Annotated in this window: 23 protein-coding genes and 1 tRNA gene; 18 read left to right on the plus strand and 6 right to left on the minus strand. The window is 62.9% G+C overall.

Annotated elements, in window-relative coordinates; translation table 11 throughout:
* The first annotated feature begins 37 nt into the window (after positions 1-37).
* The 5 genes from HWY05_RS13575 (at position 38) to HWY05_RS13595 (ending at position 4,801) form a co-directional block, all read left to right on the plus strand.
* A complete protein-coding gene (locus HWY05_RS13575; protein WP_176058862.1) occupies positions 38-571 on the plus strand; it encodes a hypothetical protein in 534 nt (177 codons plus the stop codon).
* A 131-nt stretch (positions 572-702) separates the two neighbouring features.
* Entirely contained in the window at positions 703-1,986 is a 1,284-nt protein-coding gene (gene hemL / locus HWY05_RS13580; protein WP_176058674.1) for a glutamate-1-semialdehyde 2,1-aminomutase, read from the plus strand.
* A 5-nt stretch (positions 1,987-1,991) separates the two neighbouring features.
* The gene (gene ribD, locus HWY05_RS13585; protein WP_176058675.1) at positions 1,992-3,149 is read left to right on the plus strand and encodes a bifunctional diaminohydroxyphosphoribosylaminopyrimidine deaminase/5-amino-6-(5-phosphoribosylamino)uracil reductase RibD; all 1,158 of its coding nucleotides are present in this window, start codon (positions 1,992-1,994) and stop codon (positions 3,147-3,149) included.
* Between the two features lie 15 nt (positions 3,150-3,164).
* Positions 3,165-3,782 carry a riboflavin synthase gene (locus tag HWY05_RS13590; protein ID WP_176058676.1) on the plus strand — a complete coding sequence of 206 codons (618 nt, stop codon included), beginning with the start codon at positions 3,165-3,167 and terminating at the stop codon, positions 3,780-3,782.
* The gene (locus HWY05_RS13595) at positions 3,782-4,801 is read left to right on the plus strand and encodes a D-cysteine desulfhydrase family protein (RefSeq protein WP_176058677.1); all 1,020 of its coding nucleotides are present in this window, start codon (positions 3,782-3,784) and stop codon (positions 4,799-4,801) included. The genes HWY05_RS13590 and HWY05_RS13595 overlap by 1 nt, the downstream gene beginning before the upstream one ends.
* 64 nt (positions 4,802-4,865) lie before the next feature.
* Here the strand turns inward: HWY05_RS13595 and HWY05_RS13600 are convergent, their stop codons facing one another.
* Together HWY05_RS13600 and HWY05_RS13605 are read right to left on the minus strand one after the other, a co-directional pair.
* Positions 4,866-5,171, minus strand: coding sequence for a hypothetical protein (locus tag HWY05_RS13600; RefSeq protein ID WP_035547792.1), 306 nt, complete (start codon positions 5,169-5,171; stop codon positions 4,866-4,868).
* Between the two features lie 172 nt (positions 5,172-5,343).
* The gene (locus tag HWY05_RS13605) at positions 5,344-6,321 is read right to left on the minus strand and encodes a LysR substrate-binding domain-containing protein (protein WP_176058678.1); all 978 of its coding nucleotides are present in this window, start codon (positions 6,319-6,321) and stop codon (positions 5,344-5,346) included.
* A gap of 154 nt (positions 6,322-6,475) precedes the next feature.
* Here HWY05_RS13605 and HWY05_RS13610 point away from each other — a divergent pair, with 154 nt between their 5' ends.
* The 5 genes from HWY05_RS13610 (at position 6,476) to HWY05_RS13630 (ending at position 12,388) form a co-directional block, all read left to right on the plus strand.
* Positions 6,476-8,767 (plus strand): NADP-dependent malic enzyme, encoded by a 2,292-nt coding sequence (locus tag HWY05_RS13610; protein ID WP_035547797.1) that lies wholly within the window; start codon positions 6,476-6,478, stop codon positions 8,765-8,767.
* 145 nt (positions 8,768-8,912) lie between these two features.
* A complete protein-coding gene (gene ribBA, locus HWY05_RS13615; protein ID WP_035547800.1) occupies positions 8,913-10,046 on the plus strand; it encodes a bifunctional 3,4-dihydroxy-2-butanone-4-phosphate synthase/GTP cyclohydrolase II in 1,134 nt (377 codons plus the stop codon).
* A 51-nt stretch (positions 10,047-10,097) separates the two neighbouring features.
* Entirely contained in the window at positions 10,098-10,604 is a 507-nt protein-coding gene (ribH, locus tag HWY05_RS13620) for a 6,7-dimethyl-8-ribityllumazine synthase (RefSeq protein ID WP_054037335.1), read from the plus strand.
* Positions 10,601-11,035 carry a transcription antitermination factor NusB gene (nusB, locus tag HWY05_RS13625; protein ID WP_176058679.1) on the plus strand — a complete coding sequence of 145 codons (435 nt, stop codon included), beginning with the start codon at positions 10,601-10,603 and terminating at the stop codon, positions 11,033-11,035. Before ribH ends, nusB begins: the two co-directional genes overlap by 4 nt.
* 156 nt (positions 11,036-11,191) lie before the next feature.
* On the plus strand, positions 11,192-12,388 hold the full coding sequence (locus HWY05_RS13630) for a pyridoxal phosphate-dependent aminotransferase (RefSeq protein ID WP_176058680.1): 1,197 nt from the start codon (positions 11,192-11,194) through the stop codon (positions 12,386-12,388).
* A 120-nt stretch (positions 12,389-12,508) separates the two neighbouring features.
* On the opposite strand, the gene HWY05_RS13635 is transcribed toward HWY05_RS13630, so the two are convergent.
* Entirely contained in the window at positions 12,509-13,690 is a 1,182-nt protein-coding gene (locus HWY05_RS13635; RefSeq protein ID WP_035547812.1) for a lytic transglycosylase domain-containing protein, read from the minus strand.
* Positions 13,691-14,299: 609 nt separating this feature from the next.
* On the opposite strand from HWY05_RS13635, the gene HWY05_RS13640 reads away from it, so the two are divergent.
* Both HWY05_RS13640 and HWY05_RS13645 read left to right on the plus strand, forming a co-directional pair.
* Positions 14,300-15,868, plus strand: a complete 1,569-nt coding sequence (locus tag HWY05_RS13640; RefSeq protein WP_176058681.1) for a UbiD family decarboxylase — start codon at positions 14,300-14,302, stop codon at positions 15,866-15,868.
* 53 nt (positions 15,869-15,921) lie between these two features.
* Positions 15,922-16,599, plus strand: coding sequence for a LysE family transporter (locus tag HWY05_RS13645; RefSeq protein ID WP_176058682.1), 678 nt, complete (start codon positions 15,922-15,924; stop codon positions 16,597-16,599).
* A gap of 96 nt (positions 16,600-16,695) precedes the next feature.
* On the opposite strand, the gene HWY05_RS13650 is transcribed toward HWY05_RS13645, so the two are convergent.
* The 3 genes from HWY05_RS13650 to HWY05_RS13660 all read right to left on the minus strand — a co-directional run bounded on the left by HWY05_RS13650 (position 16,696) and on the right by HWY05_RS13660 (position 18,670).
* Positions 16,696-17,661 carry a threo-3-hydroxy-L-aspartate ammonia-lyase gene (locus tag HWY05_RS13650; RefSeq protein ID WP_176058683.1) on the minus strand — a complete coding sequence of 322 codons (966 nt, stop codon included), beginning with the start codon at positions 17,659-17,661 and terminating at the stop codon, positions 16,696-16,698.
* 150 nt (positions 17,662-17,811) lie between these two features.
* Complete coding sequence (locus HWY05_RS13655) at positions 17,812-18,129, minus strand: hypothetical protein (protein WP_035547823.1); 318 nt, start codon at positions 18,127-18,129, stop codon at positions 17,812-17,814.
* A 379-nt stretch (positions 18,130-18,508) separates the two neighbouring features.
* Entirely contained in the window at positions 18,509-18,670 is a 162-nt protein-coding gene (locus HWY05_RS13660) for a hypothetical protein (protein WP_176058684.1), read from the minus strand.
* Between the two features lie 222 nt (positions 18,671-18,892).
* On the opposite strand from HWY05_RS13660, the gene HWY05_RS13665 reads away from it, so the two are divergent.
* From HWY05_RS13665 to HWY05_RS13690, 6 genes are all read left to right on the plus strand, one after another.
* Positions 18,893-19,825 (plus strand): DUF2520 domain-containing protein, encoded by a 933-nt coding sequence (locus HWY05_RS13665; RefSeq protein WP_176058685.1) that lies wholly within the window; start codon positions 18,893-18,895, stop codon positions 19,823-19,825.
* A gap of 77 nt (positions 19,826-19,902) precedes the next feature.
* Positions 19,903-20,223: an EthD family reductase gene (locus HWY05_RS13670; RefSeq protein WP_035547830.1), complete on the plus strand. Its 321-nt coding sequence runs from the start codon at positions 19,903-19,905 to the stop codon at positions 20,221-20,223.
* Between the two features lie 240 nt (positions 20,224-20,463).
* A complete protein-coding gene (locus tag HWY05_RS13675) occupies positions 20,464-21,027 on the plus strand; it encodes a YggT family protein (RefSeq protein ID WP_035547831.1) in 564 nt (187 codons plus the stop codon).
* Between the two features lie 83 nt (positions 21,028-21,110).
* Positions 21,111-21,184: transfer RNA gene (locus tag HWY05_RS13680), tRNA-Gly, on the plus strand.
* Positions 21,185-21,292: 108 nt separating this feature from the next.
* Positions 21,293-22,666: a site-specific integrase gene (locus tag HWY05_RS13685; RefSeq protein WP_176058686.1), complete on the plus strand. Its 1,374-nt coding sequence runs from the start codon at positions 21,293-21,295 to the stop codon at positions 22,664-22,666.
* A 107-nt stretch (positions 22,667-22,773) separates the two neighbouring features.
* Positions 22,774-23,751, plus strand: a complete 978-nt coding sequence (locus HWY05_RS13690) for a replication initiation protein (protein WP_176058687.1) — start codon at positions 22,774-22,776, stop codon at positions 23,749-23,751.
* The last annotated feature ends 32 nt before the right edge of the window (positions 23,752-23,783 follow it).

Raw genomic sequence — 23,783 nt, forward strand, 5'->3', positions numbered from 1 at the left:
GGGCCGCCCTACTCCACCCTCCCGCAACGACCACGCGATGACCGCCTTCCTGCTGATCTGGAGCCCCAAGAAATGGCCTTGGCCCGAACTGCCTGACGTGGCGAAGCGCGTCGCCGCAGGTGTCGCGGTGTCCGACGTCTGGGGCTGCGGATTCGCGCGCGGCATCCTGCCGGGCGATCGGGTGTTTCTGCACCGTGTGGCCATGGAACCCAAGGGTATCTTCGGCTCCGGCTACGTGACGCGTGCGCCGTACGAGGTCCCGGACGCGGCGACGAAGCGCGGCTACCGCCTGTGTATCGACTTCGTGTACGACTGGCTGGTCGATGCGCATGCAAGCGTGGTGATTCCGCGCGACACGTTGCGCGTGCATCCATTCTCGGTGCAGACATGGGACGCGCAAAGTTCCGGCACCGTCATCAAGGCGATCGCCGAAGGCGCGCTGGAAAAGCGTTGGCGCGAGCTAACCGGTGCACGTCCGTCGCCGGCACTCGAACCGCCGACCACACCGCCGCGTTCCAGTAAAGTCAGCGCGCACGCCGCGGTGGCGGCAAAAAGCGCGCGCAAAACCTGAGCCCAGGTACAAGGCCAGCCGCAAAGCCGCTTCACGCTGACTCCGGTACAATTTCCTCACCGATCCCAGCGCCGCGCGAACCGCCTTCCGGCAACCCGCGCCGCTGCGCAACCTCTATTCCAGCTATCGCCATGTCCAACAACGAAACCCTCTTCGAACGCGCGCAACGTACCATCCCCGGCGGCGTGAACTCGCCGGTGCGCGCGTTCCGCTCGGTCGGCGGCACGCCGCGTTTCATCGAGCGCGCGCAAGGCCCGTACTTCTGGGACGCGGACGGCCAGCGCTACATCGACTACATCGGCTCGTGGGGCCCGATGATTCTCGGCCACGTCCACCCCGACGTGCTCGAAGCGGTCCAGCGAGTGCTCGGCAACGGCTTCTCGTTCGGCGCGCCGACCGAGTCCGAAATCGAAATCGCCGAAGAAATCTGCAAGCTGGTGCCGTCGATCGAACAGGTTCGTATGGTGTCGAGCGGCACGGAAGCCACCATGAGCGCGCTGCGTCTCGCACGCGGCTTCACGGACCGCAGCCGCATCGTCAAGTTCGAGGGCTGCTATCACGGTCACGCGGACAGCCTGCTGGTCAAGGCCGGCTCGGGCCTGCTGACCTTCGGCAATCCGACCTCGGCGGGCGTGCCGGCCGATATCGCGAAGCACACCACCGTGCTCGAATACAACAACGTCGCGGAACTCGAAGAAGCGTTCAAGGCGTTCGGCAACGAGATCGCTTCGGTGATCGTCGAGCCGGTGGCGGGCAACATGAACCTCGTGCGCGCCACGCCGGAATTCCTGCAAGCCTTGCGGCGCCTGTGCACCGAATACGGCGCCGTGCTGATTTTCGACGAAGTGATGTGCGGTTTCCGCGTCGCGCTGGGCGGCGCACAGCAGGTCTACGGCATCACGCCGGACCTGACGTGTCTGGGCAAAGTGATCGGCGGCGGCATGCCGGCCGCGGCATTCGGCGGACGGCGCGACATCATGGCGCACCTCGCGCCGCTCGGCGGCGTCTATCAGGCCGGCACGCTGTCGGGCAATCCGATCGCGGTCGCCGCGGGCCTGAAAACCTTGCAACTGATCCAGGCACCGGGCTTTTACGACACGCTTACCGCCCGCACCACGCGCCTCGCGCAAGGTCTGGTGAAGGTCGCGCATGAAGCCGGCGTGCCGTTCGCGGCCGATTCCCTCGGCGGCATGTTCGGCCTCTACTTTGCCGACGCGGTTCCGGCGAGCTTCGCCGAAGTGACGAAGAGCGACGTGCCGCGCTTCAACGCGTTCTTCCACAAAATGCTCGACGCCGGCGTGTATTTCGCGCCGTCGGCGTACGAAGCAGGCTTCGTGTCGATCGTTCACGACGACGCGATCATCGACGCCACGATCGACGCGGCGCGTGGCGCGTTCGCTTCGCTCGCGGCCTGAAGCCGATGTTCTCGCAAACCGACTTCGTCCATATGGAACGCGCGCTCGCTCTCGCGAAGCGCGGCATGTACACCACCGATCCCAACCCGCGGGTCGGCTGCGTGCTCGTCAAGAACGGCGAAGTGATCGGCGAAGGTTTCACGCAACCGGCCGGCCAGGATCATGCGGAAATCCGCGCACTGAAAGACGCGCGTTCGCGCGGTCACGATCTGCGCGGCGCCACGGCCTACGTCACGCTCGAACCGTGCAGCCACTTCGGCCGCACGCCGCCGTGCGCGAATGCGTTGATCGAAGCGCAGGTCGCGCGTGTGGTCGCGGCAATGGAAGACCCCAATCCGCAAGTGTCCGGACGCGGCCTCGCAATATTGCGCGACGCCGGGATCGAAGTGCGTTGCGGACTGCTCGCGCAGGAAGCGCATGAACTGAACATCGGCTTCGTATCGCGCATGACGCGTGGCCGCCCGTGGGTGCGCATGAAGGTGGCGGCGTCGCTCGACGGCCGCACGGGCTTGCCTTCGGGTGTCAGCCAGTGGATCACTGGCGAAGCGGCGCGCGCCGATGGTCACGCGTGGCGCGCCCGGGCGTCGGCGATTCTGACGGGTATCGGCACCGTCAGGGAAGACGATCCGCGCATGACCGTGCGCGCCGTCGACACGCCGCGCCAGCCACAACGCGTGTTGATCGACAGTCAGCTCGACGTGCCGCCCGAGGCGCAGATTCTGGCCGGTGCGCCCACGTTGATTTTTTGCGGCAATCTGGATCAACGCCATACCGAGCGCGCCAACGCGCTGCGCGATCGCGGCGCCGAGATCGTCCAGTTGGCGAATCCCGCCGGCAAGGTCGATCTGCCCGCCGTGCTGAATGTCCTCGGCCAGCGCAACGTGAACGAACTGCATGTCGAGGCAGGCTACAAGCTGAACGGCTCGCTGCTGCGTGAAGGCTGCGTCGACGAACTGCTCGTCTACCTCGCGCCGAGCCTGCTCGGCATGGACTCGATGAGCATGTTCAATCTGAGCGCGCCGGACACGCTGGACAGCCGCGTCAAACTGAATTTCCATGCGATCGACCGGATCGGCGACGATCTGCGGATTCTCGCGCGCTTCACGCCTCACGGCGCGAGCGAGCCCGGCACCGATCCCACGTCTGAACCCATTTCAAATTGATCGAGGATTAGCACGATGTTCACAGGAATCGTTGCGGCAGTGGGCCGCATTGAATCAGTCAAGCCGCTCGGCACCGACGGCGACGCGGGCGTGCGCCTGAACGTCGAAGCGGGTGGGCTCGATCTCGGCGACGTGCAACTCGGCGACAGCATCACAATCCAGGGCGCCTGCATGACCGTGGTCGCGCTGACCGCGCATTCGTTCGAAGTCGACGTGTCGCGCGAAAGTTTGAACTGCACGGCAGGGCTCGGCGAAACCGGCGAGGTGAATCTCGAGAAGGCGCTGCGCGCGCATGACCGGTTGGGCGGGCATATCGTTTCCGGTCACGTCGACGGACTCGGCACGGTCACGCATTTCGCGCCGGTGGGTGAATCGCATGAACTGCGCGTGCTGGCGCCGCGTGAGATTGGCCGCTACCTGGCGTTTAAAGGATCGATCACGGTGAATGGCGTGAGCCTGACGGTGAACTCGGTTAAAGATCGCGACGATGGCTGCGAGTTTTCGATCAATCTGATTCCGCACACGGTGCAGGTAACGTCGCTGAAGAATCTGCGCGAGGGGTCGGCGGTTAATCTGGAGATTGATCTGATTGCGCGGTATGTGGAGCGGATGCTGTCGACGTCGCAAAGCTAATGGCCCTCGCCCCCACACCCCAACTCGATCTGTCGAAGTTTCCGCGCCGCGCCCTCCTCGAAGGGCCGACGCCGATCCAGCATCTGCCTCGCCTGAGCGCCCACTTAGGCGGCGTGAACGTGTTCGTCAAACGAGACGATCTGAACGGTCTGGGCGGTGGCGGCAACAAGTTGCGCAAGCTCGAATTCCTGATCGGCGAAGCATTAGCGAGCGGCGCAGACACGATCATTACCGTCGGCGCGCGGCAGTCGAATCACGCGCGCCTGACGGCCGCGGCCGCTGCGCGTGTCGGCCTCGGGTGCGAGCTGGTTCTGACGAGAGCGGTGCCGCGTGACGACCCCGACTACGTCGACAACGGCAACATTCTGCTCGACGCATTGTTCAACGCGCGCGTGCACGATTTGCCGGGCTCGGCCAACGCGCTGCAATTCGCCGAGGACCGCGCGAACGAGTTGCGTGCGCAAGGCCGTCGCGTCTATGTCTGTCCGTTGGGCGGCTCGAGTCCGGTGGGCTGTTTGGGCTATGCGGATTGCGCGGCTGAAATCGTCGGCCAGGCGAAGGCGGATGGCCTGTCGTTCGATCGCATCGTGGTTCCCAACGGCAGCGGTGGGATGCACGCCGGGCTCGTCGCCGGATTGGTGGCGATGGGACGGGATCCGTCGCTCGTGAGCGCGTTCACGGTGTATGGCAAGGCCGAAGCGGCCCGCTCGACCACGCTCGACAAAGCGAACCAGACGGCTCAACTCATCAACGCGACTCTCCGCGTGGACAGCAGCGCGATTTCAATCGACGAGGCCCAACTCGGCGCCGGCTACGGCATCCCAACCGATGGCATGCGCGCAGCAGTTCGCCTGATGGCGTCGACGGAAGGATTGCTGCTCGATCCGGTCTACGGTGGAAAAGCGTTCGCGGGTCTCGTGGAAAACGCCGCCGCCGGGCACTACCGCGCAGGACAGAACATCCTGTTCGTCATGACCGGTGGTCTGCCCGGGCTTTTCGCCTACCGAAGCGAGTTCTGACGGTTTAACCGTCGGCCAGGAAAAGCCGACGCTTAAACCGCTAAACCGCTAAACCATCAAACGCTTACGCGCTGATATCGATGCTCTTGCCCACCGCGGCATTAGCGCCGCTCGCTTGCGACGTCGACGGCACGGCATCGGCCGACGCGCTCACCACGATTCCCTTGGAATGCAGATGAGGGTGATGGCTTCCCGTCGTACTGGTCGACGAGGTCGCCGCCTTCAGGTGGGTGGCAAAAGTGGGTTGCTGGCTGGCGCTGGCGCCCGATGCGCTGGAGCTGCTCTTGTTGCCGGCCAGTTGCGACAGACCGGAACGGATTGCGCTGCCCACATTGCTGAGCAGCGTTGAGGCTAGACCGATTGGAATCATTTCGACGTCCGTCGTGAGAAGGGGTGGCTGAAACAGCCATGCCGACCGACTATATCGTGCCTCCCTGGCAGCGAACGCGGCGAATAGAGCGGGTAATTGCCGCCTTTTCACTCCGCTCGCGAGAAGTTCGGCAAGTCACCCGCCCGCGCAACGACACGATCCGACTCTCGACTCACCCTTCCCTGCGCCGTTCCGCATAGGTCTCCGCGCAAATCGCCTGCAACGATGCGATGAAAAGCGTCAGCGCCTCCGGACGCGGCCGTTGCGAATGTGTGAACACGGCGATCGGCGGCAGCGTCCACTGAAACGAATACGGCACGATCGCCACGCCCGCGATTCGAACCAGCTCTTCGGCGATATCGGCCGGAACGATCGACACGGCGTTTTCACCCGACGCAATCATTTCGCCGATCAGCTTGGACGAGTAACTCTCCACCATCGGCACGGGTGGCGCCGCGCCCGCAGCCAGAAACAGATCCGACACCTGCTCGCGCATCGGCGTCTGCGGTGCGCCGAGAATCCAGTCGAGTGTGCGCAGCGTGTTCCAGTCGAGCTTCACGCGCGCCAGTTGCGCGGCCAGCCGCCGGTTCGCAATCAGCCGGGGTTGTTGCTGGTACAGCACCTGGAAGCCGACTTGCGCCAGATCCACCGCCGCCGACGCCCGGCCGATCACAATGTCGACGGCATGGTCGTGTAGTTGCGAGAGCAACTGCTCGCTGGTGCCTTCGTGAATCGTCACGGTCAGGCGCCGCTCCATGCCGGATTTCAGGCGCCGTAAGGTCGCCGACAACATCTGCCCGGAAATGAACGGAATCACCCCGACGTGCAGATGCGCCGCATGCCCGGACGCCACCGCCTGCATATCGCGCGCGAGGTGGTCGAGATCGTGGACCATGGCCTGCGCGCGCCTGAGCACCACGGCGCCCAACGCGGTCGGCAGCATGCCGCGCGACGAGCGCTCGAACAGCGGCGTGCCGAACATGCTCTCCAACTCCGCCAGCGCGTTGGTCACGGCGGGTTGACTGCTGGCCATGTGCTCGGCGACCCGCGTGAGCGACCGGTGCTGCTCGATGTGCAGCAACAGCACCAGATGCCGCATTTTTAGCCGCGCGCCCAGGCGCCTGACCAGATCGTTCGATTCGAATGTCATCGCAAAGTCGTCGCAAAGTTGCCGGTTAGCCCGCGCTCATCATAAAAAAGTGATGGGTCGATATTAAAACAGAATGATCCCCTTATAACGGCTCTCTAGAATCGCCTTAACAGATCGCACCGGGACCGGCCCGGCGCGCACCAAGGCGAAAATCATGAACCCGACCGACCAGCAAGCCGCTTTCGACTATCACGAATTCCCGACCCCGGGAAAGATCTCCGTGGTGGCCAGCAAACCGCTCGCGACCCAGCGCGACCTGGCGCTCGCCTACACGCCGGGCGTCGCCAGCGTGTGCTCGGCCATCGCCGAAGATCCGCTTCAGGCGTATCGCTTTACCGCGCGCGGCAACCTGGTCGGCGTGATCAGCAACGGCACCGCGGTGCTGGGCCTCGGCAATATCGGCGCGCTGGCCTCCAAGCCGGTCATGGAAGGCAAAGCCGTGCTGTTCAAGAAGTTCGCCGGCGTCGACGTGTTCGACATCGAGATCAATGAAACGGACCCGGACAAGCTGGTCGACATCATTGCCGGCCTGGAGCCGACCTTCGGCGGGATCAACCTCGAAGACATCAAGGCACCGGAGTGCTTTATCGTCGAACGCAAGCTGCGCGAGCGCATGAAGATTCCGGTCTTTCACGACGATCAGCACGGCACGGCGATCACCGTGTCGGCCGCGTTTATCAACGGCCTGAAGGTGGTGGGCAAGTCCATCGCCGAGGTCAAGGTCGTCACGTCCGGCGCGGGCGCGGCGGCGCTGGCCTGCCTCGATTTGCTGGTGGACCTCGGCCTGCCGGTGGACAACATCTGGGCGACCGACATTGAAGGCGTCGTCTATCGCGGCCGCACAACGCTGATGGACCCGGACAAGGCGCGCTTCGCGCAGGAAACCCCGGCGCGTACGCTGGCCGAGGTGATCGAGGGCGCCGACGTGTTCCTCGGTCTGTCGGTGGGCGGCATTCTGAGCGCGGACATGCTGAAAACGATGGCCGCGCGGCCGCTGATCCTCGCGCTCGCCAATCCGACGCCGGAGATTTTCCCGGAACTCGCGCACGCGACCCGCGACGACGTCGTGATCGCGACCGGCCGCTCGGACTATCCGAATCAGGTCAACAACGTGCTGTGCTTCCCTTATATCTTCCGCGGCGCGCTCGACGTGGGCGCCACCACCATCACGCGGGAGATGGAAATTGCCGCCGTGCACGCCATTGCCGGCCTCGCGGAAGAAGAACAGAACGACGTGGTCGCGGCCGCCTACGGCGCCTACGACGTGGCGTTCGGCCCGCAATACCTGATTCCGAAGCCGTTCGACCCGCGCCTGATCGTGCGGATCGCGCCGGCCGTCGCGCGGGCTGCCATGGAAGGCGGCGTCGCGACCCGGCCGCTGCCGGATCTGGACGCCTACGTCGAACAGTTGCAGCAGTTCGTCTACCACTCGGGCGCGTTCATGAAGCCGCTTTTCTCGAACGCGCGACAATTCGTGCGCGACGGCGGCAAGGCACGCATCGTCTTCACCGAGGGCGAGGACGAACGTGTGCTGCGCGCGGTGCAGGTGGTCGTCGACGAAAAGCTCGCACGGCCGATTCTAGTCGGGCGGCCGGAGGTGCTGCTCGCACGCATCGAGAAATTCGGTCTGCGCTTGCGGCTCGGCCAGGACGTCGAAGTCACCAATCCCGAGTACGACGAGCGTTTCACGCAGTACTGGACGACGTACTGGGAATTGATGTGCCGCGACGGCATCACGAAGGAAATGGCACGCGTCGAGACGCGTCGGCGCCTGACGCTGATCGGCGCGATGATGGTGCGCCTGGGCGACGCGGACGGCATGGTGTGCGGCACGGTCGGCGCGTATCACGACCATCTGCGCTTCGTCGATGAAGTGATCGGCAAGAAGCCCGGCGCGCGCACCTATGCGGCGATGAACATTCTGCTGCTCGACGAGCGCACGGTCGCGCTGGTCGACACGCACATCAACGACGACCCCACCGCCGAACAGATCGCCGAATACACGATCGCCGCCGCGAAGCAGATGGCGTGGCTAAACCTGACGCCCAAGGCCGCCCTGCTGTCGCGCTCGAACTTCGGCTCGGGCGCCGCGGCCTCCGGCGCGAAGATGCGCCGCGCGCTGGAACTGGTGCGGGCGCAGGCGCCCGAGCTCGAAGTGGACGGCGAAATGCACGGCGATTGCGCACTGGACGAAGCGTTGCGCCTTCGTATTCTGCCCAACTCGCCACTCAAGGGCGCGGCCAATCTGCTGGTCTGCCCGAACGTGGACGCCGGCAACATTGCCTACAACCTGCTGAAAACCGGCGCGGGCAGCAATGTCGCCGTGGGTCCGTTCCTGCTCGGCGTCAACGCGCCGGTCAATATCCTGACCTCGAGCTCGACGGTCAGGCGGATCGTCAACATGACGGCGCTGACCGTGCTGCAGGCGAACCTGACGGATCACTGAGTGGTTTGGTAAGCGTTGGCCGGCCGATTGTGGAGGTCCGCCGGGCCTTCCACAAGCCGGCCGAATGGCCTATCCCATCCGGCGGATGGCGACTTGAGACCGCGCGTGGCGTAAAATACGCGCTTTCCCGAAAATCTCCGCCAACATGACGCTCGCCTCCACTTTAGAGATCATCGCCGAACTGAAAGCCGGCCGGATGGTGATCCTCGTCGACGAAGAAGACCGCGAAAACGAGGGCGACCTCGTAATCGCCGCCGAATTCGTCACGCCGGAAGCGATCAACTTCATGGCCCGCTACGGCCGTGGCCTGGTCTGCCTGACGCTCACCCAGGAGCGCTGCAAGCTGCTGAACCTGCCGCTCATGACGTACCGCAACGGCACGCAGTACGGCACGGCGTTCACGGTCAGCATCGAAGCGGCTGAAGGCGTGACCACCGGCATCTCTGCGGCGGACCGCGCCCGCACGATCGCCGCGGCGGTCGCGCCGGACGCCAAGGCCGAGCACATCGTGCAGCCGGGCCACGTGTTCCCGATCATGGCCCAGCCGGGCGGCGTGCTGGTGCGCGCCGGCCATACCGAGGCCGGTTGCGACTTCACCGCGCTGGCAGGCCTCACGCCGGCCGCGGTGATCTGCGAAGTCATCAAAGACGACGGCACCATGGCGCGCCTGCCGGACCTGATGGAGTTCGCGAAAGAACACGATCTCAAGATCGGCACGATCGCGGATCTGATCCACTATCGCAGCCGCACCGAGTCGATCGTCGAGCGTATTTGCGAACGCACCATGCAAACGGCGCACGGCGCGTTCCGCGCGGTCATGTATCTCGACCAGCCGAGCGGCCAGCCGCATATCGCGCTGGTGCGCGGCACGCCGTGCACGGATCAGGACACGCTGGTGCGCGTGCATGAGCCGCTGTCGGTGCTGGATCTGCTGGAAGTCAGCGAATCCACCCACTCGTGGACGCTCGACGCGGCCATGAAAGAAATCGCCGCGCGCGACTGCGGCGTGATCGTGCTGCTGAACTGCGGCGACTCGAAAGACCATCTGATCGACGTGTTCAAGGCCTTCGATTCGAAGGAAAAAGCCGAGGCGCTCAAACGCCGTCCGGTCGACTTCAAGACGTACGGCATCGGCGCGCAGATTCTGCGCGAGCTGGGTGTCGGCAAGATGCAGGTCCTGTCGAACCCGCGCAAGCTGGGCAGCATGTCGGGTTACGGTCTCGAAGTCACCGGTTTCGTTCCGATGCCGGGCAGCAAGGCACAAGCTCCACAAGGCTGATCCGACCACTCTCGCGCATTAGCGCCCACTCAAAACACTACGGAATTCACAATGGAAATCGGACAATACCAACCGAATCTCGACGGCGACGGACTGCGCATCGGCATCGTCCAGGCGCGCTTTAACGAACCCGTTTGCAACGGCCTCGCCGACTCCTGCATCGAAGAACTCGAACGCCTCGGCGTGACCGGCGAAGACGTGCTGCTGGTCACCGTGCCGGGTGCACTGGAAATTCCGCTGGCGCTGCAAAAGCTCGCCGAAAGCGCGCAATTCGACGCACTGATCGCGCTCGGCGCGGTGATTCGCGGCGAGACGTACCACTTCGAACTGGTCTCGAACGAAAGCGGCGCGGGCATCACGCGTATCGGTCTCGACTTCGGCATTCCGGTCGCGAACGCCGTGTTGACCACGGAAAACGACGAGCAGGCCGTCGCCCGCATGACCGAAAAGGGTCGTGACGCAGCGCGCGTGGCCGTCGAAATGGCGAACCTCTCCGTCGCGCTCGAACAACTCGGCGGCGACGACGAAGAAGAAGACGAAGAAGAGGAAGAGGCATGAAGAGCGCACGCCGACGCTCCCGCGAACTGGCCACGCAGGGGCTTTACCAGTGGCTGCTGTCAGGTTCGTCCGGCAGCGAAATCGACGCGCAACTGCGCGGCGCGCAAGGCTACGACAAGGCCGACCACGAACATCTGAACGCGCTGCTGCAAGGCGTGATCCGCGATTCGGAAGCGCTCTCCGCCGACATCGCGCCGTGTCTGGACCGTCCGCTCGAACAGCTCTCGCCGGTCGAACGCGCGGTTCTGCTGGTCGCCGCCTACGAGTTCAAGAACCATGTGGATATTCCCTATCGCGTGGTCATCAACGAAGCGGTCGAACTCGCCAAGACGTTCGGCGGCGCGGACGGCTACAAGTACGTGAACGGCGTGCTGGACAAGCTGGCGGCGCAATTGCGCTCGGCCGAAACGCAAGCGGCCCGCAAGTCTTGAGTTTGATGCAGCACATGACTGCGGCGTGAGCCGCGGCATGTGCTGGGTTTGCTGAGTCTGGCTGTGCGCGCTTGAACGTGAAGCGCGTTGCCGCGAAAGGCGCCGTCCGTCTTTGCTTCTGCCGTCTTTGCTTCTGAATGGATCTGATCTGATCGTATGAACTCCGTGACCGAACCCTTGGTGCGGCTCGCCGCTCGCGTCGATGCCATCCAGCCTTTCTATGTGATGGAGCTGGCCAAGGAGGCCGCGCTGCTGGAGCGCGACGGGCGCGACATCATTCACATGGGAATCGGCGAGCCCGATTTCACCGCGCCCGAACCGGTCATCGAGGCCGCCGCGAACGCGCTGCGCCGCGGCGTCACCCAATACACCAATGCGCTCGGCCTGCAGCCGCTGCGCGAAGCCATCTCCGCGCACTACGCCGACTTCTACGGCGTGAACGTCGATCCGGCGCGGATCGTGGTCACGGCCGGCGCTTCCGCCGCGTTGCTGCTGGCATGCGCCGCGCTGGTCGATCGCGACGACGAAGTGCTGATGCCCGACCCGTGCTATCCGTGCAACCGGCATTTCGTGATCGCCGCCGAAGGCAAGCCGGTCATGGTGCCGAGCGGCCCGGCCGAACGTTTCCAGCTGACCGCCGCCGACGTCGAACGTCTGTGGAACGAGCACACCCGTGGTGTGCTGCTGGCGTCGCCGTCGAATCCGACCGGCACGTCGATCGAACCCGCCGAACTCGAACGCATCGTCAAAGCGGTGCGCTCGCGCGGCGGCTTTACCATCGTCGACGAAATCTACCAGGGCTTGAGCTACGACGCGAAGCCCGTGTCAGCGCTGTCGTTCGGCGACGACGTGATCACCGTCAACAGTTTCTCCAAGTACTTCAACATGACCGGCTGGCGACTCGGCTGGCTGGTGGTGCCGCCAAACATGGTCGGCGCGTTCGAAAAGCTCGCGCAGAACCTGTTCATCTGCGCGTCGGCGCTCGCGCAGCACGCGGCGCTCGCGTGCTTCGAGCCAGACACCATCGCCATTTATGAAGGCCGGCGGCTGGAATTCAAGCGTCGGCGCGACTTCATCGCACCGGCTCTGGAATCGCTGGGGTTTTCGGTGCCGGTCGTGCCCGACGGCGCGTTTTACGTCTACGCGGATTGCCGCACGGTCGCGCATCCGGCCGCCGGCGACAGCGCCGCGCTGACCAAAGCGATGCTGCACGATGCGGGCGTGGTGCTGGTGCCAGGAATGGATTTCGGCACGCATGCGCCGAAGGACTACATCCGGCTGTCGTATGCAACGGCTTATCCGAAGCTGGAAGAAGCCGTCGACCGGCTGGCGAAGCTGTTCGGGCAGCATTGATCGTTCCGGATCGCCAGACGCAAAAAAGGACACCCGAGGGTGTCCTTTTTTATGGGCGACGGCCTTGCATCGGCCCAGTCGCGTTCAGCTCATATCGCCGACGCAAAACAACGCTAAACGTTAAGCGCCGAACTCCGAATTCGAAGCGACATGCTTGGTCGCGTTGGAACTGGCGTCGTCCTGCTCGGACACTGGCGTCTTCACCGGCGCCGCGCTCAGCGGATGACCGCCGTCGAGCGTCATCTGTACGCGCTTGCCGCTGGCAGCCGCCGCAGCCGTCGTATTCGCCGATGCGGTCGTCAGAACCGGCGATTGCGGTGCATTGATCGGCACCTTGCGGCCACGCGCCACGTCGCGCAGACGACCGCGCTCAGCCATCACCTTGGCGCCGTAACCGCCGTCGTCCTGCGAGGTCGAGCCCACATACAGGCGCAAGCCGCCCGGCAACGAACCGCCACGGGCGATGCAATCCTTCAGCACCAGCGCGCCCACCTTGATGTTCGCGACCGGTTCGAGCGCCGCGCTCTGGCCGCCGAAGTACTGGAACTTGTCCGAGTGCACCTTCGACATGACCTGCATCAGGCCTTGCGCGCCCACGCCGCTCTCGGCGTACGGGTTGAAGCCGGATTCGATCGCCATCACGGACAGCAGCAGCAGCGGGTCGAGACCGACTTCGCGGCCGGTGTCGAACGCGGCCTTCACGAGCTCGCTAACGGGCTCCTGGGCGACGCGATAACGCCGCGCCAGGTAAGACGCGACCAGATCCTGCTCACGGGTCGACACCAGCACGCGGTCATCGCGGGCGTCGGCGGAGACACGCTGCGACGGGATCAGACGCGCCAGCGCGCTGACGCTTTGCATGGTGCGCGGGTCGAGCCCGTTGAGGGCTGCGACGCCCATACCGGCCGAACCGGAGCCGTCGAAGGCGCCGTCAAAGCTGGTATTGCTTACGGTGGCGGCGGTGTTGCCGTTGGTCGCACCGCTCGCGCTGTCGGCGCCGTTCGAATTGGCGGACAGCGATTCGTCGGAAGACGGGCTGCCCGGCGGGCCGAACGACGGCAGCGGGTTGCCCTGCAGCAACCGGGCGGGCCCGGCTTGCACGGCGGCCGACACAACCGGCATCAGCTTGGCGGCGAGCGTGCCGCGCAGGGCCGGCATCAGCCACAGTACGAGTGCCAGCACGACAGCGATACCGCCGACAATGCTGAACAGGTGATGACTCATTCGCGTCCCGCGACGCAGCACACCACGCACAACCTGCGCAATACGCTCATCGGGACGCCACGATAACCAGGCGTTCATTCAGATCTCCCATGGTGCATGATCCCCGAACTCCGCCATGTAAACAGGCGGTAACACACGTTCGAAGAGTCAAGACATCGCGTGCTCTGTCTGGTTAGGGCAGCAGCGACGTCGGGAAAACGGCAAATACCGTCTCTGTGGGGAGCCGTCCTGAAAAGTGGACGCGGCATACCAAAAAAGTATGCAGGCGATGGCTCCCACGCGAAAAACCAGCGTCAGTTGGCGCTGGCGAGGACTTCAGTAAGGCCGTCAGATACCGTGCAGGGGTTCGGTAAACGGTGACGCGTTGCGTCTAAAGGGACCGGGGGCAGTGGTAAAAAGGTTCACGCCCTGCAACCAATGTGGACGGATTCTATGCAGGGTTTTATAGATCGTCAACACTATAGACGGGCAAAAGTATAACTAATTGTAATAATGAACGGTGTTCAGTCGGTCAAGAACCGCGCAGCATGCGCCTTTTGGGCCATCTCAAATGAGTTCCTCTACCCAGGCCGTTCGGCTGAGCTACGTGCGCTAGTCAACGCAGGTAAAATCGACAATCGTTTTGGTGCGGTAGCAGCCTGCCGCGCCCTTCCTTCCCGCCGCTCGCGCGGCACTGAACCGCACCAGATGAAATATAAAGACCTGCGTGATTTCGTCGGCCGTCTCGAATCGATCGGAGAGCTGCGCCGTATCTCGCAAACCGTCTCGCCTGTCCTGGAAATGACCGAACTATGCGACCGCGTGCTGCGTGCCGGCGGCCCGGCGCTGTTATTCGAGAGTCGTGCCCAGCATGCGTTTCCGGTGCTCGGCAACCTGTTCGGCACACCGCGTCGGGTGGCGCTCGGCATGGGTGTCGACGCGCAGGCCGGTGAAGGCGACGGCGCTGCGCTCGAGTCGCTGCGCGACGTCGGCCGGTTGCTCTCCGCGTTGAAGGAACCGGAGCCGCCGAAAGGCCTCAAGGACGCGGGCAAACTGTTCTCGCTGGCCAAGGCGGTGTGGGACATGGCGCCCAAAACGGTGAGCGCGCCGCCCTGCCAGGAAATCGTCTGGGAAGGCAACGACGTGGACCTCGCCAGACTGCCGATTCAGACCTGCTGGCCGGGCGATGCCGGCCCGCTGATCACATGGGGCCTGACCGTCACAAAAGGCCCGAATAAGGGCCGACAAAATTTAGGTATATATCGCCAGCAACTGATCGGGCGTAACAAACTGATCATGCGCTGGCTCGCCCATCGCGGTGGCGCGCTCGATTTCCGCGAGTTCGCGCTGCAGAATCCGGGCAAACCGTATCCGGTGGCGGTCGTGCTGGGCGCCGATCCGGCCACGATCCTCGGTGCGGTCACGCCGGTGCCCGATACCTTGTCCGAATACCAGTTCGCCGGACTGCTGCGAGGCGGGCGCACCGAGCTCGCCAAATGCATCACGCCGGGCGTCGACGGTTTGCAGGTGCCCGCGCGCGCCGAGATCGTGCTCGAAGGGTTCATCTATCCGCAGGAAGGCACGCCCTCGCCCGCTCCGGCCGGCGCGCCGCCGCGGCCCACAAAGGGTGCATCGGCCGGCTACGAACATGCGCTGGAAGGCCCGTACGGCGACCACACCGGCTACTACAACGAGCAGGAGTGGTTCCCCGTCTTCACCGTCGAACGCATCACCATGCGGCGCGATGCGATCTATCACTCCACCTACACCGGCAAACCGCCCGACGAACCCGCGGTGCTCGGCGTCGCGCTCAACGAAGTGTTCGTGCCGCTGTTGCAGAAGCAGTTCACCGAGATCACCGATTTCTATCTGCCGCCCGAAGGCTGCAGCTACCGCATGGCCATCGTGCAGATGAAGAAAAGCTACCCCGGCCACGCCAAGCGCGTGATGTTCGGCGTGTGGAGTTTTCTGCGGCAGTTCATGTATACGAAGTTCATCGTTGTGGTCGACGAAGACGTCAATATTCGCGACTGGAAAGAGGTGATCTGGGCGATTACCACGCGCATCGATCCCGCGCGTGACACGGTGCTGGTGGACCGCACGCCGATCGACTATCTGGATTTCGCGTCGCCGGTGGCGGGGCTCGGGTCGAAGATGGGGCTCGACGCCACCAACAAGTGGCCCGGCGAAACCGATCGCGAATGGGGCCGCCCGATCGAGATGGATAAAGCGGTCAAACAACGCATCGACTCGTTGTGGAACGAGCTGGGCCTGTAGGCAAGCCGCACGACAAGTTCAAATAACAAAACACCGAGGGAGTGGTTGCGCGGATGCATGCTTTTTCAATGATGTCGGATGGTTTTTTTCTGTCGTTGTCGTTGTGTCTGGATATCGGTCTCGTGAATGTCGCGATGATTTCGCTGACGCTCTCGCACGGCTTCAAACCCGGCTTCTGGCTCGGCCTCGGCTCTTGCATCGGCGATCTGATTTACGCAGCGCTCGCGCTCGCGGGCATGGCCGCGCTGCTACAGTTCGAATCGGTGCGCTGGGTGGTATGGATCGGCGGCGCGGCGATTTTGCTGTTTCTCACGTGGAAGATGGCGCGTGAGGCAATGTTCCCGGCGTCGGCGCCGGCAGTCGCCGGCGAGGCGGACGCGAATGCGCCGCATCTGTCCGCATGGCGCGGCTTTTTGCGTGGCGTCTTGCTGGCGGTGTCGTCGCCTTCGGCGATTCTGTGGTTCGCGGCCGTCGGCGGCGCGTTGATCGCGAAAGCGGGCGCGACGAGCGTCACGACGGCGCCGGTGTTTCTCGGCGGCTTCTTTCTCGGCGGATTGTGCTGGACGATCTTTATCTGCGGGCTCGGCAGTCACGGCCGCAAGCGCGCCGGCACCGGTTTGCTGCGCGCGTGTCATGTGCTGTCCGCGCTGCTGTTCGCGTACTTCTCTTATAGCGTGATCGTCAACGGGTATCGCGATCTGATCGTGCAGACCGCGCACGCGGTGAGTTGATACGAAAACGGCTCGCTTTAGGCGAGCCGTTTTTCCATCTGCGACCTTCTATTCCGTTCAGCGAACGTCAGCGTACGCGGCAACGCGAGCGATCTATCACGCGAGATACTGCGCGAGCTTCTCCAGATCGACGTTCCCCCCGCTGATCACCACGCCGACGCGTTTGCCCTCAACCGGCACGATGCCGTTCAGGACCGCCGCCGCCGCGAGGCAGCCCGTCGGCTCGACCACGATCTTCATGCGCTGTGCGAAAAAACGCATCGTGTCGATCAATTGCGCGTCGCTGACCGTTTCGATTCGCGCCACCAGTTTGCGAATAATCGCGAACGTGTAGTCGCCGAGATGCGTGGAGGCGGCGCCGTCGGCGATAGTTCGCGGCGTGTCGATACGCACGATCTCTCCGCGCGCGAGCGATTGCTGGCCGTCGTTGCCGGCTTCCGGTTCGACGCCGATCACCGTGCATGCCGGGCTCAACGCCGCCGCCGACAACGCGCTGCCGCCGATCAATCCACCGCCGCCGAGACAGACGAACAGCATGTCGAGCGGGCCGGTTTCATCGATGAATTCCTTCACCGCGGTGCCCTGCCCCGCGATCACATGCGGATGGTCGTAAGGCGGAATCAGCGTCATGCCGCGCTCTTCGGCGAGGCGGCGGCCGATCTCTTCGCGGTTCTCCGTGTAGCGATCGTAGATGATGACTTCACCGCCGTAGCCCTTGGTCGCCGCGACTTTGGCCGCGGGGGCGTCGTGCGGCATGATGATCGTCGCGCGGATGCCGGCGAGCTGCGCGGACAAAGCAATGGCTTGCGCATGATTGCCCGACGAGTACGTCAGCACGCCGGCTTTGCGCTGCTCCGCGTCGAAGTGCGAAATCGCGTTATAGGCGCCGCGAAACTTGAAGGCGCCCATGCGCTGAAAATTCTCGCACTTGAAGAATACCGACGCACCCGTGCGTTCGTTGAACGTGCTCGATGTCAAAACAGGGGTGCGATGCGCGACGCCTTCGAGACGCGCGGCGGCGTCGAGGACGTCGTCGAAAGTGGGAGCGGGAAGCGCATGCATCGGCGAAACTCTCCAGAGCGATCGTTAAACAACCATTGTCCCAGCTTCACCGGTGCTTTGGATCACGGCCGCGCCAACAAAAGACAAACGGCGTAACCCGGCGATCAAGCCGGCGTTACGCCGTTAAACCCGCGCTAAACGCTGGTGCGATTAGCGGCGGTAGTAACCATGGCCGTAATAACCGTGTCCGTAATAGCCGCGGCCATAATAACCGTGATGGTAATAAGGACGGCCATAGCCACCGTAATACCCGCCCACCACGACGGCAGGCGGCGGCGCATACACGACCGGCGGCGGAGCATAGACCGGCGGCGGTGCGTAATAAACCGGCGGCGGCGCAGCATAAACCGGATAAGCCGGCGCGATCGGCACCCCGATACCGATACCCACGGAAACGTGTGCTTCGGCTGCACTGGCGAGCCCTAAGCCGAGTGCAGCGGCAACGACAAACGGAACGATCTTTTTCACTTGTATTCTCCTGGCGCGGCCCACTCAGGTCGCCGACTTTGCACGCGTTGCATGCTATGAATCCAATGTATCGAAAAAGCCCAATCGTATTTGTGCGCATTTGTTGCAAATTGCAATTGACGGCAATACGCCGCAATTCGCCAGTGCGCGAGAAATGCCGAACGGCCGACGTAGCGGGCTGAAAACTAAGGGTTTCCGCGCGGCCGCGGGATTTCATTGGCCGCTTGACGAAGCGCGCGGTGTCGAATGCGCGCTTTTCAGTAATCTTTGATTACAAATTAGCTTCAATCCTGACGGCTCGATTGACGCGCCAAAACGAAAAATGCCCGGCGCTGAGGCCGGGCATCTCTTACCTGCAAACAGCGCTAGCAGCGGTGTGTCAACCGACCTTCACGTAGGCGAATTCGCGCGACACGCTCGGCGGGACGTAGGCGCCGCTAATCCGCACGCGCGGCGTCAGGCGTTTTTTCTGGTCCCACCAGCGGCGGCGCTGGGCGTGGGTGAGGAACCGCAAGTGCTTTCGGTAAGAAAAAATGCTCATCGTGACCTCCCGAATCTGACTGCGAGACGAAATACCCGGAACTGCAACGGCCTAAAGCGGTACATGAAGAAATTGTGAGCAGTTTTCAAGCCTGCGGGGCGCGTGCCGCCGGATAACCGGCCTGCTGCGCCATACGGCGCGCCATCTGATCAGAGGAAAGCGCGGCCGGATGCGCGATACTTCTGCTTTCCCGTCCCAATGTTCCGTCTGGAGCAGGCAACCATGTCCCAGTCTTCTCTGCCGCGCCTCGGCTTTATCGGTGCAGGCCGGCTCGCGCGGTGCCTCGCGCTGAGCTTTTCCCGCGCCGGCTATCCGGTCACGGCGGTGACGAGCCGCACAGCGGCTTCAGCCAGCCGGCTCGCCAGTCAAATCGGGCATTGCGCGGCTTGTGACGACCCTCAACAGGTAGTCGACGCCGCCGACATCATCTTTTTAGCCGTTCCGGACGACCATATCGGTTCGTCAGCCCACACTCTGCGCTTCGGCCCGGCAGCGAGCGACTCGCGTAAGGCGCTGGTGCATTGCAGCGGCGCCTCGCCGGTCGAGCTGCTGGCCCCGGCGCGCGATCAGGGCGCGGCGATCGGCGGCTTTCATCCACTGTACCTCTTTGGCGGTGACCTCGCCGACCTCGAGCGGATTGCCGGCTGCTCGGTCACGATCGAGGCCGACGGCGCGCTGAAAGACGCGCTGACGGCGCTAACCGTCGCGCTACGCTGCCATCCGCTGTCGATTCCGGCAGGCGGCCGCATGCTGTATCACGCGGCCGCGCACTATGCCGCCAGCTTCGCGCTGTGCAGCCTCGCCGAATGCGTCGCGCTGTGGCGCACGCTAGGTTTCGCGGAGGACGACGCCCTGCGCGCGCTGCTGCCGATGCTCGCCGGCACGATCGAAACGGCGCGCGACAAGGGCCTGTCCAATGCGCTCGCCGGCCCCGTGTCGCGCGGCGACACGGGTGTCGTCGAAAAGCAGCTGGCGCTGCTGGAAGGGCTCGGCGGCGACCACGCCGCGCTATACGGTTTGTTGTCGCGGCGCGCGGTCGGCCTCGCCGAACGCCGCGCCACGCCGCCCGCCGCCATCGACGCGATCGCCGAGGTTGTCGAAGAATCGCTCAACCGCTCGCTGAATCAGGCGGCAGCAGGTGCAAGCGTCAAGTAAGCCGTGATAATGTGACGTCCGGCGCCGCGCGCAATCCGCCAGCGCCGCGCTTCGGGACCAACAGACGAGAACGCACAATGATCAAGGTCAGCATCCTTTATCCGTACCGGGAAAACGGCCACTTCGACGTGGACTATTACTGCGTCACGCACATGCCGCTGGCGGCCAGGCTGTTCGGGCCGTCGCTGAAAGGCTGGTCGGTCGACGTCGGCATCAACGCCGGGCCGCCGGGAACGCCGCCGCCGTACGTCGCAGCGGGACACTTCCTGTTCGAGAGCACGGACGACTTCTACAAGGTCTTCAAGTCCGCAGCCGAACAACTCACCGCGGACATTCCCAATTACACCGACGGCGGCAACGGCACGATTCTGATCAGCGAGATCAAGATTTCCGTGTGATGGCGAGCGGAGACGGCCAGGGCGGCGACTTATCGTTGCACCAGCCGCTCAAGCTCGCTGGAAGGTAGCGCGATCGAAGTAAGCTGGGCAAACGCCGAGCGGCCGCTCGAAACCGCACATGACGCGCCCTTCCGCGGAATCGGCGCATGGAAACCGAATGAAACCGCCGGCGCACCGATCGGCTCGCGCCGGCTCCCCGCGGCCGATCGACGGCCGCCATCAGAAGGATAAGGACACACGATGTTTGGCGATATCGCCCGTTTTCTGCTCAATACCGTCTTTACGCTGTTCGGCGCGGCGTTGCTGCTGCGCGCCTGGCTGCAGGTCGTGCGCATGCCGCCGTACAACCCGGTCACGAACGCCGTGCTGCAAGCCACCAACTGGATCGTGCTGCCGCTGCGGCGCATTCTGCCGAGCACCCGCAGCATCGACTGGGCGAGCCTTGTCGCGGCGCTGATCGCGGCGATCGTCTATGTGGTGCTGATGGTGGTCCTGACCGGCGCCGATCCGCTGACCCTCGTGCCGACGCTGCTGATCGTCGCCGTGCTGACGCTGATCAAGTGGGCGCTGAATCTGATCATCTGGATGACGATCCTGATGGCGCTGCTGTCGTGGCTCAATCCGCGTTCGCCGGCCATGCCGATTCTGTATCAGCTGACCGCGCCGTTTCTGAATCCGCTGCGCCGGGTCGTGCCGCAGCTCGGTGGCATCGATCTCTCGCCGATTCTGCTGTTCGTGATCGTGCAGGTGCTGCTGATGGTGGTGACGCGCGCGGCGGTTCAACTGACTTACTTCGTGATCTGAAGCTGAGCGCGGCATCGGCTTTGACGGGAAATGGCGGCGCGATTTGCGCTAACCGCCCTTTCCCGAGTAAAATCATGCGCTCTGCGGGCGTCGTATAATGGTAATACCCTAGCTTCCCAAGCTAGAGCCGTGGGTTCGATTCCCATCGCCCGCTCCAAAACCCTCTCAGGCCCGCCAGATAAGGCTTTGAGCATGGTGATGGAGAATCCCACCCACACGTAGCACCCACAGTTCGCTCAATAAATAGGCACTTGGAGCCCATCCAGTGCCGATCAAAGTCCCTCGCCTCGTCCGCGACAACAAGACGGGCATCTTCTATTTCCGCTACACCCTGCCCCGTCAACTGGCTATTCAAGCTAACCAGACGAGCATTTATACTTCCCTTCGGACCAGAAACAATAAACAGGCTCGCGCCATGGCCGCGATGCTTAACTACGGGATCGAAATGAGCAAGCCAATCAACCTTGGCAAGATCAGGGAACTTCTCAAGATCAACATCAGCGAAGGCGTGTTCGAGGCCGATACGGAAGAGGAACAGGAACGCGGCCTGAAAATCCTCGAACAGATGGGGAGGCTGCAACTCGCCGCAGCGACCAGCCCTACCCGGTCGAACGAACGGCACAATGCACCAGCCGTTGCAGTCCAGCCGATCGCCAAGGCCGAAAAACGTCCATCCCGCAAGATGAGTGAGGTCGAGCCGTTCTACATCCAGGAGATTGACGCGACCTTGCGTCCGGCAACCGTCTACAAGCACAAGCAGACCCTCAAGCTTTTTCTCGGGCAGGCAGGTGACCAGTCGGTTGATGCCTACACGAAGGACGACATCAAGTCGTTCAAAACCCGCATGCTGAACGAAGGCAAGGTTGCGCATACCGTCAACCAGTGCCTTTCACACCTGCGAAGCTTCTTCGCCTTTACCACCAACAACGGCTACGCCAAGATCGAACAGAATCCGGTAGACGATATGTTCATCAAGCACGCCAAGAACAACATCAAGAAGCGCGACATGTTCTACGACGACGACCTCGCAGTGATTTTCGACTGGACGAATTATCGCAAGCTTGCGATCAAACCCGATTACTTCTGGGGCCCGCTCATGTGCCTCTACTCGGGCATGCGCATCGAGGAAGCGACCTCGCTCGAACTGAACGACATCAAGGAGCAAGATGGCGTGCACTTCTTTCGCGTGACCGATGCGAAAACAGAGGCCGGCAACCGCGTTATTCCTATCCACTCCAAGCTGATCGAACTCGGGTTTATGAAGTTCGTAAAATTGTCGCAGTCCGCCAAGAATCGCGAAAATGATCGACTGTTCTGGTATCTGGTGGATGGACACAACGGCACGAAGAAAAATCTGTCCCGGCGTTTTTCGGAGTATCTGGTCAAGATCGGCGTGAAAGACCCAACCACCTGCTTCCACTCGCTTCGGCACACCGTCATTACCCGCCTTTCGGCGAGGATGGTAAACGACAGTACCGTCTACCAGCTGACCGGGCACGTCGACAAGAAAAACGCGCACTTCGACTATCTGCATCCATTGCCGATGCTCACTCTTCAAGCCGGAATCGAGGCCCTCGACTTTCACGAGCGGATCGATCTAAGCCAGTTCAATCCCGCCATCGCCTTTACCGTGTTCTGAGCGATCGACATGCAATCTCAAGGCCGTATAGCGCGATAGTTTTCCGCCGGCCTTGACTTCGGGGAAGAAATTTTGTTTGTTAGTCGCAAGGCTAACAAACAAAATGAATGAACCAACAACTAGAAGACTTCTATAACCATCTGAACGACGCCGTAGTCACCACCAACGATTTCGCCGAAGGCACCAAATTCCGCAAACGCGAGAAGGTCGATCAGTTCGCCTATTGCGGGCTGAACCCGGTCTACCGGGCTTATCTCAGCTTCGACCTCGACAGTCCCGCATCGGCATTCCGGTTTGAGGACGCCAATCTGCCCGTCCCCACAATCATCACAGTGAACCGGACGAACGGGCATTGCCACATGCTCTACCGGCTCAATACCCCAGTTGCGTATCACCGGAACAGCCGGAGTGCCCCGCAAGATTATTTCGAGGCGATTCAGTCCGAGATGGAATCCCGCCTGTCAGCCGACCTCGCGTTCAATCACACGCTTACGAAGAACCCGCTGCATCCTGTCTGGGAAGTCATCACATTCCCGACCAGCTACGACCTGCCAGATTTTAGCGAATGGATCGACCTGCCCAAACGGTCGACCGTGCATTCGCTTCCCGGCAACCTCATCATCCAAGGCCGTAACGACGAACTGTTCCATACGCTTCGCCTGTGGGCATACAGTGCCGTGCGTCAGCACGGCGATATAGATGCCTGGTATCGATCAGCCCTTGCCCAAGCCGAGGAAATCAATGGACATTTCGACAGACCACTACCCGTTTCCGAAATCAGGGCGACCACTCGATCTGTTGCCAAATGGCATTGGAAAAACCGGAACTCGGTCGATAGCCGTCGCCACGTGCTGACTTTCACCGATGAAACAGCCGTCGAACGCATGCGTCAGGGAGCAGACCACACCAACGCCGTGCGTCGGCGGAAATCGCTGGACACGCTGGTCAACGCAGCCAACGAGCTGTATCCGGTCTATGGAAACGAGCTCAGCCGTCGTCTGCTCGTGGAGCACACCGGCATGAACGTCAAGACTGTTAGCAAATACTTCCAGGAAGCAACCGCACACCTCCGACTCCGAGGTTGATCGATTTGGATGCCTCTCTTCAATGCAGGCAT

This window comes from Paraburkholderia sp. BCC1876 (assembly GCF_902833695.1).
Taxonomy (GTDB): domain Bacteria; phylum Pseudomonadota; class Gammaproteobacteria; order Burkholderiales; family Burkholderiaceae; genus Paraburkholderia.

What these genes read in the sequence shown, in the direction of transcription:
- ribD (WP_176058675.1), top strand. Translation starts at nt 1,992, where the DNA reads ATGTTCTCGCAAACCGACTTCGTCCATATGGAACGCGCGCTCGCTCTC.
- HWY05_RS13670 (WP_035547830.1), top strand. Translation starts at nt 19,903, where the DNA reads ATGATCAAGGTCAGCATCCTTTATCCGTACCGGGAAAACGGCCACTTC.
- HWY05_RS13660 (WP_176058684.1), bottom strand. Translation starts at nt 18,670, where the DNA reads ATGAGCATTTTTTCTTACCGAAAGCACTTGCGGTTCCTCACCCACGCC.
- HWY05_RS13575 (WP_176058862.1), top strand. Translation starts at nt 38, where the DNA reads ATGACCGCCTTCCTGCTGATCTGGAGCCCCAAGAAATGGCCTTGGCCC.
- HWY05_RS13635 (WP_035547812.1), bottom strand. Translation starts at nt 13,690, where the DNA reads ATGAACGCCTGGTTATCGTGGCGTCCCGATGAGCGTATTGCGCAGGTT.
- HWY05_RS13605 (WP_176058678.1), bottom strand. Translation starts at nt 6,321, where the DNA reads ATGACATTCGAATCGAACGATCTGGTCAGGCGCCTGGGCGCGCGGCTA.
- nusB (WP_176058679.1), top strand. Translation starts at nt 10,601, where the DNA reads ATGAAGAGCGCACGCCGACGCTCCCGCGAACTGGCCACGCAGGGGCTT.
- HWY05_RS13665 (WP_176058685.1), top strand. Translation starts at nt 18,893, where the DNA reads ATGTCCCAGTCTTCTCTGCCGCGCCTCGGCTTTATCGGTGCAGGCCGG.
- HWY05_RS13610 (WP_035547797.1), top strand. Translation starts at nt 6,476, where the DNA reads ATGAACCCGACCGACCAGCAAGCCGCTTTCGACTATCACGAATTCCCG.
- HWY05_RS13650 (WP_176058683.1), bottom strand. Translation starts at nt 17,661, where the DNA reads ATGCATGCGCTTCCCGCTCCCACTTTCGACGACGTCCTCGACGCCGCC.
- HWY05_RS13595 (WP_176058677.1), top strand. Translation starts at nt 3,782, where the DNA reads ATGGCCCTCGCCCCCACACCCCAACTCGATCTGTCGAAGTTTCCGCGC.
- ribBA (WP_035547800.1), top strand. Translation starts at nt 8,913, where the DNA reads ATGACGCTCGCCTCCACTTTAGAGATCATCGCCGAACTGAAAGCCGGC.
- HWY05_RS13630 (WP_176058680.1), top strand. Translation starts at nt 11,192, where the DNA reads ATGAACTCCGTGACCGAACCCTTGGTGCGGCTCGCCGCTCGCGTCGAT.
- HWY05_RS13675 (WP_035547831.1), top strand. Translation starts at nt 20,464, where the DNA reads ATGTTTGGCGATATCGCCCGTTTTCTGCTCAATACCGTCTTTACGCTG.
- ribH (WP_054037335.1), top strand. Translation starts at nt 10,098, where the DNA reads ATGGAAATCGGACAATACCAACCGAATCTCGACGGCGACGGACTGCGC.
- HWY05_RS13590 (WP_176058676.1), top strand. Translation starts at nt 3,165, where the DNA reads ATGTTCACAGGAATCGTTGCGGCAGTGGGCCGCATTGAATCAGTCAAG.
- hemL (WP_176058674.1), top strand. Translation starts at nt 703, where the DNA reads ATGTCCAACAACGAAACCCTCTTCGAACGCGCGCAACGTACCATCCCC.
- HWY05_RS13600 (WP_035547792.1), bottom strand. Translation starts at nt 5,171, where the DNA reads ATGATTCCAATCGGTCTAGCCTCAACGCTGCTCAGCAATGTGGGCAGC.
- HWY05_RS13640 (WP_176058681.1), top strand. Translation starts at nt 14,300, where the DNA reads ATGAAATATAAAGACCTGCGTGATTTCGTCGGCCGTCTCGAATCGATC.
- HWY05_RS13690 (WP_176058687.1), top strand. Translation starts at nt 22,774, where the DNA reads ATGAACCAACAACTAGAAGACTTCTATAACCATCTGAACGACGCCGTA.
- HWY05_RS13645 (WP_176058682.1), top strand. Translation starts at nt 15,922, where the DNA reads ATGCATGCTTTTTCAATGATGTCGGATGGTTTTTTTCTGTCGTTGTCG.